This is a genomic window from Terriglobia bacterium (genome assembly GCA_020073205.1).
GTDB lineage: Bacteria > Acidobacteriota > Polarisedimenticolia > Polarisedimenticolales > JAIQFR01 > JAIQFR01.
The window spans coordinates 92685-103171 of record JAIQFR010000009.1; the positions used below are offsets into that span (position 1 = coordinate 92685).

The 10487-nt window shown below is 72.4% G+C and carries 6 protein-coding genes; all 6 read right to left on the reverse strand.

Annotation, left to right across the window (positions count from 1 at the left end):
* Window positions 1-30: 30 nt before the first annotated feature.
* Window positions 31-246 (reverse strand): hypothetical protein, encoded by a 216-nt coding sequence (locus LAO51_03435; protein ID MBZ5637792.1) that lies wholly within the window; start codon window positions 244-246, stop codon window positions 31-33.
* Window positions 243-2855: a glutamate synthase gene (locus LAO51_03440; protein ID MBZ5637793.1), complete on the reverse strand. Its 2613-nt coding sequence runs from the start codon at window positions 2853-2855 to the stop codon at window positions 243-245. Before LAO51_03440 ends, LAO51_03435 begins: the two co-directional genes overlap by 4 nt.
* Entirely contained in the window at window positions 2852-5743 is a 2892-nt protein-coding gene (locus LAO51_03445) for an alpha-hydroxy-acid oxidizing protein (protein MBZ5637794.1), read from the reverse strand. Before LAO51_03445 ends, LAO51_03440 begins: the two co-directional genes overlap by 4 nt.
* A complete protein-coding gene (locus LAO51_03450; GenBank protein ID MBZ5637795.1) occupies window positions 5740-7836 on the reverse strand; it encodes an FAD-binding protein in 2097 nt (698 codons plus the stop codon). Before LAO51_03450 ends, LAO51_03445 begins: the two co-directional genes overlap by 4 nt.
* Before the next feature lie 147 nt (window positions 7837-7983).
* Window positions 7984-9321 carry a sigma-54 dependent transcriptional regulator gene (locus LAO51_03455; GenBank protein ID MBZ5637796.1) on the reverse strand — a complete coding sequence of 446 codons (1338 nt, stop codon included), beginning with the start codon at window positions 9319-9321 and terminating at the stop codon, window positions 7984-7986.
* On the reverse strand, window positions 9302-10487 hold a 1186-nt coding region (locus tag LAO51_03460; GenBank protein MBZ5637797.1), incomplete at its 5' end, for a PAS domain-containing sensor histidine kinase. The genes LAO51_03455 and LAO51_03460, both read right to left, overlap by 20 nt.

Here is a 10487-nt window from a genome sequence, read left to right on the forward strand (position 1 = left end):
AGAGCAGACTCACTCCGCCGTCATCGACCTTCACGGTGCTGGCGGGAAGATCAACAATCTCAGGGCGAGGATGATGCCTGCCACGGCCGCGATCAAGGAGGTGTACTTGGCGTATCGCGTCAGGTAGAGCCACGGAGAGCCCTCATCGTAATCTCCGGGTCTCAGCCTCAGCCCCAGGATAAGAAGCCCTCCCGACATCAACAAGAAGCCGATGCCCTCTTGCCAATACATGAGCAGGACGCTCACGCCGGGAGCGACGACCAATCGAGCTTGCCGGTCGCGACGCTCGCGACGATCTTGCGGAAGACCTCCTTCGGCCACTTGAGGACGCCGTCCACGATCAGGAGGTCGTGTCGGATCGAGATCCCGAAGAGGTCCTCGTTGAGGCGAAGGTACGGCAGGACCACGTTCCAGTCCGCCTGCTTGAACGGCACGAAGCTGGCGCCGTTCAACTGGTCCTCGGTCACGGTCCGATACGGATCGTTGAGATAGCAGGCGCCCCCGGACGCCAGCGAGAACAGGTTGTTCCCCGGGTACTTGGTCTCGAGGCCGATCACCTCGCCGCCATCGTAGGCGAGGCCGTTGATCACCACGAACCCGCCGCCGAGCTGGTCCCCCGCCATGAAGCTCTCGGCGCAGTAGTCGAGGCAGGTGCCGTTCAGGATCGCGCGGATCTTGCCGACCGCGTTGATCAGGGGCCGCCCCGCCGCGGAGCCCATCACGAACGCCTCGCCGCCCTTGGCGCCGTACAGGAACGTCTGCCCGACGCTTCCGAAGACGACGATCCGGCCGGCCTTGAGGATCTGCCCGACCTGATCCTGGGCATCGCCGTGGACGACGAGCGTCGCGCCGTCCATCCCCGAGCCGAGGTAGTCGCCGCTCGAGCCGTAGACGTCGATCCGCACGTCCGAGGTGTCGGGCCCCAGGCCGCAGCCGAGGAAGCGGTCCCCTCGAGCGCCGTAGACCACGTAGCGGCGCCACCCGGCAGCGTGAGCGGCGACGAGAGCCCGCGACGTCGACCCCGGCCCCTCGGGATCGAACCCTCGCGCGTCCACGGCGAGGCACGCGTCGGCATCGGGAGGCGGGCCGAGCGAAATCTCCGCCGTGTCCCGCGTGAGCCGGACCGCTCCCAGGCCGTCGGCCGCCGCGGGGCCGGGGAGCGCGTCGAGCTCCTCCCGGATCGCGCGGTCCGCGGCGGCGAGGACGAACGCGTGTCGCTGCCCTCCCGCCGGCCACCGGCGGTCGCGGAGGAACGTCAGGACATCGAGCGCCGCGCGCCAGCCGGCGCGACCTCCCTCGCTCCTCGCCTTCGCCGCCCCTTCGGCGAAGGCGCCGAACTCTCCGCGCCTCAGATCGCGCATGAGTCGCTCGGCGAGTCCGAACGAAGCACTTCCGGGCGCGAGCCGGGTCCCGAACGGAACGCCGGGCAGCCAGCCGCTCCCCTCCCGCTCCCATCCGCCGCCCTCCGCCGCGGCGGCCACGGCGGGACGGCCCGGACGCGAGAGAACGTGCGGCGCGCGCTCGCGCGCGCCCGTCGCCTCGGCGGTCACCTCGGTCCCGAACTTGTCCCGCACGTCGAGGACGGCGCCGCTCCCGTTTCGCCTCACCGTGAAGGCGAACGCGCCGCCGTCGGTGCAGCTTCCACCCCGGGCGTTCCAGTACCGGTCCGCCACCGGCGGCACCCGCGGGTCCTCGGCCGCGAGCCCCTCGAAGAAGGCGTCGATCGCCTGCTTCTCCGAGGCGATCGCGCCGTAGCTCTCGTCGCCGACCTGCAGCGAGAACACCTGCGGCCGCAGCATCGAGACGTCGGTGATCCCGATGAGCTGCGGCGCGAGACTCAGAGGCTCCGCGCGGGCCACGATGAAGAACCAGGGGCCGTCGGGGGAGCCGTGGAGGTGCGACGCCTGGATCGCGCGGTAGATCCGCTGGCGCCTCTTGCTCAGCCGCTCGAAGTCCCCCTCGGGCGTCGGCGCGAGCGCTTCGATCACGTACTCCAGCGGGTACCCCAGGACGCGCGTGTAGAGGTCGAACAGGAGCACCGAGACCTCGGTGTCCGTCACGAACAGCGGGACGATGCCGCGCTGGCGGAGGTACTCGGTCACCGCGTGGTAGTTCGCGAAGTCGCCGTTGTGGACCAGCGCCTCGTGGAGCCCCGCGAACGGGTGGGCGCCCCCCGGGTGCCAAACGCGGCCGCGGGTGGGGTAGCGCTGGTGCCCGATCCAGAGGTGGGCGCGCCGCTCCTCGAGCCGGTAGAAGCGCGCGATCTCCTCGGCGTATCCCACGCCCTTGAGGATCATCAGGTCCCGGCCGTGGGAGAGGACGAACGCTCCGGGGCGCTCGCGGACGTAGTAGGTCCGGTTGAGCCGGAAGCTGTTCTGGTAGACGATCTCGTCCTCGGCGGCCCCGCGATCCTCGATCCCGGTCTCGGCGCGGAAGGCCGTGAGGACGTCCTCACGCACACGGGAGAAGTACCTCACGACCGCGGGAGGCCGGATCGAGAGGCCGGCCTCGCGGTGGTCGTCGAGGCTCTCCTGGCGCTCGACGTGCGCGACGTCGAAGCGGGAGAAGATGAAGTCCCTCTCGATCTCCTCCCGGAGCCCGGCCTCGAGGTACGCCACGTGGATCGCGTAGTGCTCGCGGAGGTCGCCGAAGAGGCCGACGGCCGCGACGCCGCCCCCCTTGGCGTTGCCGCGGTTCCTCATCTGGCAGCAGGGGCGGATGATGAACCGGCCCGGAAGCGGCGCCGTGCCGACGATCCCGATGACGCCGCAGCCCCCCTCGAGGGTGCGGCGCTCCTGCGGCGTGCCGGAGACGAGACGCATGCGGGAGCGTAGGATCGCGCGGGCGTCGCTCAAGCTCTCACCTCCTCCCGCGACGGTGCTAAGAGGTCGCGGCGGCCGCGCAGCGCGCGCACGGACGAGAGTCCCAGCTCCCCGAGCCGCCGCGCGAAGTGATCGGCCCAGGCGCGATAGAGGTTCGAGATCCGCGCCTCGACCAGGTCGGGCGTGAGCTGCGGCGCGAGCGACGGATCGGTGGTCGCGATGCCGATCGGGCAGCCCCGTCCGCGCTCGCAGTTGCAGCAGCGGACGCAGTCGATGGCCACGAGCTCCGCGGTGCCGACAACGACCCCGTCGGCGCCGAGGGCGATCGCCTTGAGCGCGTCCTCGGCGGTCCTGACGCCCCCGCTCGCCATCAGCGCCACCTCGTCGCGGATCCCCTCGGAGACCAGGAAGTCGTGGGCCTGGGCGACCGCGTACTCGATCGGCTGGGCGATGTTCTTCTTGGCGATGTCCGGCGCCGCGCCGGTCCCTCCGTACGCTCCGTCCAGGTGGATCACGTTGGCCCCGGCGTAGTAGCTCCCCACCGCCACCATGTCCACGTCGGCGGCCGTCGAGACCTTCACCGAGATCAGGACCTCGGGGTGAATCGCGCGGATCCAGTCCAGGTGCTTCTTGTGGTCCTCCACCGAGTAGACGGAGTGGAACGGGAACGGCGAGAAGAGCGCCGTCCCCGGGACCGCCTCGCGCATCGCCGCGACCCCCGGCGTGTTCTTCTCGCCGAGCAGGTGGCCGCCGAGCCCCGGCTTGGCTCCCTGCGCGTACTTGAACTCGACGAGGCGCGCGAGCCGGATCGTCTCCTCGCGCACGCCGAAGAGGCCGGTGGCGATCTGCGTGATGACGTGGTCGGAGTATTCGGCCAGCTCGGGCGGGTAGCCCCCTTCGCCGGTCGAGGTGAACGTCCCCCAGCGCCGCGCCGCGCGCGCGCGGCCCATCATGACCTGTAGGGACACCGACCCGAACGACATGCCGCCGCCGTAGATCGGGATCGGGATCGCGAGCCTCGGCCCTTCCGACCGCCGGTTCAGGTCGATCGAGAGGTCGATCGGGCCCGAGCGTGGCTCGACCCCCGGAGGGGTCTCGAGGCTGAGCGCGTCGAAGCCCCCGCCCGAGCCCCCCGAGAGCGCCGACGGGGCATCGGGCGTCGGCGCTCCGGTCCTCGCCTGCCGCCACGTCTCCCGCAGGAGCGCGGCGGTCCATCTGCGGTCGCCGAGCGAAAGCTCCGTCGGGTCGTCCTCGATCTCGATGGCGTCCCAAGGGCAGACCCGGACGCAGCACCAGTCGTTCTCGAGGCAGGACGGGCCGAGGCAGCGCTCGTGGCGCGGCTCTTCGAGCGAGGCCTTCCCCTCGGTCCTGCGGTGGACCCCGGGCCGGCAGCTCGCGACGCAGAGGCCGCAATCGGTGCACCGCCCACGGTCCACGGCGACGCGGAAGGGGCCTAGCGCGGTGGCGAAGCGGTGTGGCGCCACGGCGATCGCCGCACGACGTGGCCCGGCCTCGCTCCCGCCCGGCGCTCCCGCGGGCGTCCCGGCGGCGCCCCGGCCCAGGCGCTCGAGGAACCCGCGCCGCGCGTCGGCGGCGAAGATCGCCCGGCCGGTCTCGCCGCGCAATCGCCGCACGTCGCGGAGTCCCATCGCCCCCAGCACTTCGAGGAGCTGGTCCCGCCATGCAAGCATCAGGTTGATCACCCTCGTCGCGCCCCAGCGCACGTCCACGCCGCCGAGACCGAGCGGACATGGACGCGCGAGGCCGCAGTCGGAGCAGACGGTGCAGCCCATCGCGATCAGGAGAGGGACGTCCACGACCAGCGCGTCGGCGCCGAGGAGGATGGCCTTCGGCACGTGCTCCGCCACGGCGACGCCGCCCGACGCCAGGAGGGTCAGCCGGTCCCTGAGCCCGCGCTCCACCAGCGACAGGTGGCTCTCCCTCAGGCAGGAGAGGAGCGCGGTGCCATCTTCGCCGCGGCCGTCGGTCCCGGCCGCGAGGTGGATCGTCTCGGCACCCGCGTCGGCCAGGGCGACGATCTCGCGGGCGGCTCCGGCCCCGGCCGGAACGCGGACGACGGTCAGCACGTGGGGGTTGATCTCGCGCACCCGCGCGACGGCGGCGACCGCGCCTCCGCCCGGCAGGAACTCCACGATCGTCGCCCAGTCGAGCACGGACCGCCGCGCATCGAGCTCCTCGGGGCGCATGCAGACGACCAGGTGGTTGAGGTGCTCCGTGAACCGCTCGGGGCGGTCCTCCGCGCGCACCGACGCGTAGGTCGTGAGGCGGCTCGCCGCCAGGGCCAGCGCTTCCTCCGCGCCCGAGCCGGGAGAGAACGGAAGGAGGCCGAACACCACGGGGATCGGGATCTCGCGGCTCGGAGGGATGTGGGACTTGAGGCTTCCCTCCGCGTCGAAGACCATGCCGCAGAGATCGGGCAGCGCGGCGCCCAGGGTCACGGTGGTCGCGATCTGCTCTCGGCCGTGGATCCCGTCGCGCGTCGGCCGGACGATCTCGGACATGTCGGTCCAGATCCCGTCGTACCCCTCGCCGTCGAACGGGCCGCCGTATCCCGCGCCGCTCACCGGGACCTTGCCCTCGGTCGCCTGTTCCTGGAGCGAGCAGACGATCTCGGGTGTGTACGTGGCGTCGCCGAGAGCCGCGTGGACCGGGTTCCGCTCGAGCCTGAGCGCCTGGCGCGGGCAGCGGAACACGCACGCGAAGCAGTTGCGGCAGCAGGCTTCCTTGGGGTCCGCCATGCGGCGCGGGTCGTCCGCGCGCCGCTCGTGGCAGTCGTAGACGCAGGCCTCGATGCAGGTTCCGCAGTTCATGCAGCGGGTCGAGCGGATCACCCGACAGGGCCGGGGAATCGGCCGGAGCGGCGGAGCCGGACGGGGCGTAAGGTCGTGGTTGCGGCTCACGCCTCGGCCTCCCGGTCGGGCCACTCGGGAAGATCGAGGCCGAAGGCGCGGGAGAAGTTCGCCCGCTCCGCGTCCGCCCGCGCGGCGAAGGCCGCGATCAGCTCGTCGGGACGGCCGTCGCGCTCCGCGATCCAACGCTCGAGGGCCTCGTAGCACGCCACCAGCGGGAGCCGGGTCTGGCACACCTCCTCGCAGAGCCCGCAGGCGAAGCACTGGAACGGGCGGTGCGCCTCCTCCGCGCGAACCGCCCCGCCACGGGAGAGGGTCTCGACGAGCTGGAGCTTGGCTCGCCCGGTGACCAGCTCCTCGCGCGTGAGCAGGTACGCCGGGCAGGTGGAGACGCACGCGCCGCAGAACGTGCACCGCTTCGCGGTCTCGACCAGGAGCCGGCGCCCGCCGTCTTCCTCCGGCGCCGGGATCCTCCATCCCTCGGCGTGCGGACGCCGCCGCGACAGGGCGCGGCCGAGCGCTCCCACCGCGGGCGACGCCAGAGCCAGGAGGGCCAGGGCCGCGGCATTGGCCCGCGGCCCGAACAGGAGGGCGGGAACGTTGCGGAGCCGCGTCCGCACGCGGAAGAATTTCCCGGGATTGACGAGGCCGTGAGGGTCCAGCTCCCGCTTTCGCCGGGCGAGCTCCCGGAGGCGCTCCGCCGGGAACGCGGCACGAACGAACGGCGCGTTCCAGATGCCGATCCCGTACGGCCGGCCGCCGCGCCTCATCCCGGCCCGGGTGAGGAGCTGGACCAGCCCGAGGCGGAGCGTGTAGTCGAGGCCGTGCGACGCGTCGCACGCGAACGCCGCGATGACGACCCCCTCCGGTTCCCGCTCGCCCCGCGTCACCGACATCTCCACGGAGAGTGCGGCCCCGAAGCGCCGCGCGGCGGTCCGGGCCTCGCCGACGAAGCCGGCGACGGCGGAGAGCGGCAGCACGACCTCGCTCGCGAGCAGGCTCGGCCCGAGCCGCTGCGCCTTGAGCGGGAAGAACCTCTCGGACCACAGGTACCGGGCGGCCGTCTCCCCCGCGGGCTCGCCGCCCGCCGGGACCGAGGCGGCCTCGGCCGGGTCGTCGAAGTGGAGGAGCACGGCGTCGCGCTCCTCCACGATCGGCTGGGCGAGGCGGGTGCGGTCGCGGAAGAGCCGGTTCTCCTCGGCCATCCGCTCCCGGTCGTTGACCGCGACGTGGGACGGCCTGCAACCGGAGGCGGCGAGCCGCTCGACGAACTCGAGCGCCGCGGAAAGGCCGTCGAAATAGAGGAGGCGCGGACCGCTGGTCCTCGGGATCTCGCGGACGAGGAGCGCGAGCTCGGTGAAGAGGCCGAGCTGCCCCTCGGTGCCCACGAAGTCTCGGAGCGTTCCGTCCTCGCGGCGGAGCTCGAGCGTCCGGCCGGTGCCGGTCGCGACCCGGGCGGCGAGGAGCGCGTCCACGAGCGCGCCGTAGCGGAAGCTCTCGAGGCCGAGGCCGCCGGTCGCGGCCCAGCCGCCGACGGTCGAGAATCGGCTCGACGGGGTCGTGAGCGGGGCGAGTCCGAACGGTGCGAGCCGCGCGGCGAGATCGGCCCAGCGCACCCCGGGCTCGACCCGCGCGACGCGCGCCACCGGGTCGATCTCGAGGACGCGGGCCATCGTGGAGAAGTCGACGACGATGCCGTTCCGGGTGGGAACGGCCCCGCCGAAGGCCGACGACGAGATCCCCCGAGGGAACACCGCGAGCCGCCGCTCGGACGCGAAGCGCAGGATCTCGACGACGTGCTCCTCGGCGCGAGGCTGCGCGACGAGGAGCGGTGTCGACCGGTGCAGGAGAACTCCGATCGCCCGCGGGACCCGCGCCAGGTCGCGCCGGAGGAGCCGGCGCTCGAACCCGCCGGTCGTCACCCGGCAGCCGTCGCCGAGCCGCCCCCGGAGGTCGGCGGCCAGCGAGGCGACGAGCCGCATCCGCCGCGGCGTGTCCCGGTCGAGAAGATGGAGGGCCAGGAGCCTGAGGCGCGCCCCGGGCGCGCCGAAGACCGCGTAAACGGCGAGGCGGACCGAGCCCCACGGCGTGAGGGCCCTGCCACCCGCCTCGAGCAGGCGCGCCACCGCGCGCGGCGGCTCCACGCCGTCGCGGAGCCTCCGCCGATCCGCCGCCCGATTCGCCCGATCCTTCCAGAATCCCGACCAAGACATCGGTTTCGAGCCCGCCCTCCGGTCCCGTTCGTCACCGATCGATGTTGCAACCGGCGTGCCTCGATCCCGCGCCCTACGCTAGGCGCCCCTTTTCACCTTCTCCCTCAGCGTCTTGCGATCGATGCCCAGGATCTCGGCGGCCCGCGTGCGGTTGTCGCCGACCGCCGCCAGCACGCTTCGGATGTGCGCGGCCTCCACCTGCGCGAGGGTCGAAAACCGCGCCGGATCCCGCTGCGCAGAATAACGCAGGAGCGCCGGCAAGTCCGGAACGTCCACCGAGTCTTCACCGCTCCGCGCCACGAGCCATCGGACGAGATTGGCGAGCTCGCCGACGTTGCCCGGCCAAACGTGCTCCATGAGCGCGGCGATCGTCCGCTCGGTGAAGCCCGGCGCGGCACGACCGACGCCCGCGGCGAAACGTCGCGCGAAGTGCTCCACGAGCGCCGGAACGTCGGTGATCCGCTCGCGGAGCGGGGGCAAGGAGATCTCGATACCGGGCAGCACGTCTCCCCGCTCCGTCCGCGGGGGGGGGCGGCGGGAAGGATCTCCCGCCTCGGCGGCCACGGCCACGATCACCCGAGAGGACACCGCACCGCCGCCGCGGGCCCCGGACCGGCCGGTCACCCCGGCGCGGACAACGCGTGCGAGCGCCTTGTGCAGCTCCGGGTCGCCTTCGTCGAAACCCTCCAGAACCAGGGTTCCGCCTCGGGCCGCGGCGAGGAGCCCGGGGTCCGAGCCCCATCTCGCGCCCGAGCCGCGCTCGGCCTCCCCGATCAATTCACGGGCGAGGTGACGCCCCGGGACGGGCTCGCAGTCGAAGCGCACGAACGGACGACGCGAGCGCGCCCCGGCGAGGTGGATCACCCGGGCGACCAGCGATTTCCCGGTCCCGTGCTCACCGAAGACCGTGACGGGGGCCGAACTCGCTGCCGCCCGCTCCACGGCCGCCGAGACCGCGCGCATCGCTCCCGAGCTCCCGACGAGGGCGGCGAGGGGCCCCCGCGCGCGTCGATCCTCGACGGGGAGGGCGCGTCGGGAGCGCAGCTTCGCGACCGCGCGCTCGACCGCCGCCGCCAGCTCCTCGGCGGTGAACGGCTTGGAGAGGTAGTCCTCCGCGCCGATCTTGACCGCCTGGACGGCGCTCTCCACCGTCGGGTAGCCGGTGATCATGAGCACTTCGGTGTACCGGTGATTGTCCCGCACGTGCCGGACCAGCTCGAGTCCCGAGGCCCCCGGCATCTTGAGGTCGGTCACCACCACGTCGAACGGGGTCTTGCGCAACATCCTCACCGCCTCGGCGACACCCGGCGCGGTGGCCACCGAGTACCCCTCCAGGGTGAGATTGCGCTCCAGCACCTCGAGCGTGTCGGGCGAGTCGTCCACGAGCAGGATGCGCTCACCTGCCGACGGCGCCATTCCCTTCCTCCCTCTTGGCCGCGTCCCCGGCCGACCGCCGAGGCAACCGGACCTCGAATCGGGAGCCGCGTCCCGGCTTGCTGTCCACGCGGATCGAGCCCCCGTGGGACGTGACGATCCCGTGCACCATCGAGAGACCGAGCCCGGTTCCCTGGCCGATGTCCTTCGTGGTGAAGAACGGCATGAAAACGCGCTCGACCACGTCCTCGGTCATGCCGGTTCCCGTGTCCTCCACCGCCAGCACGACGTGGTCCTTCCCGGCGCGAGTCTCGAGGGTCAGGGTCCCGCCCTCCGGCATCGCCTGGAGCCCGTTGACCACGAGGTTCACGATGACCTGGTGCATCTGGCCCGGGTCGGCGACGATCTCGGGCAGGTCCGTGGCCAGCCTCCGGCGCAGGACGATCCCCTCGGCGGCGAAGCGCGGCTCGACGAACATGATCCCCTCGGCCACGAGCCGGTTCAGGTCCACGCGCATCTTCCGAGGCGGCGTCTGGCGGGCGAACAGCATGAGCTTGCGGACCACGTCGCGGGCGTGCAGCGCGGACCGGACGATCTTCTCGAGATCCCGGCGGACTTCGGGAGGGAGCTTCTCGTGCTTCCCGGCGAGCTGGGCGAACCCCAGGATCCCTCCGAGCGGCTCGTTCAGCTCGTGCGCGGCGCCAGCGGCGAGCTGGCCGATCGTGACGAGGCGGTCGGCGTGCCGGAGCTGGTCCTGGAGGCGCGCTTTCTCCGTCTCCGCCTGGCGCCTCGAGAGGATGAGCGCCACCTGTCGCGCGACCTCGTGGATCAGGCTCCGCTCTTCCCTGAGGAACGGGCCTTCGTCGAGCGGCGGCTTCTCCTCCGTGTAGAACACCTCCACGGAGCCTCGGGGTACTCCGTCCACCACGATGTCGGCGGCCTGCCGGTGCGGCCCCTCCCGGAAACCGGCGGTCGGATGGGAGCGGCCGTCGAGGACGATCCTCGCGGAGCACTCGGACGGGTACTGCCACCCCGGCGGGAGAAGCTCCGCGATGCACCTGAGCATCTCCTCGAGCGTGATCCCCGGGCGCTCGGCGACTTGGGCGATCCCGTAGAGGCAGGTGAGCTCCTTGACGCGCTCCCGGAGCGCCCACGCCGACTTCTGGTGCGTCAGCGCGTCACCGAGGCTCTCGGCGAAGCTCTCGTAG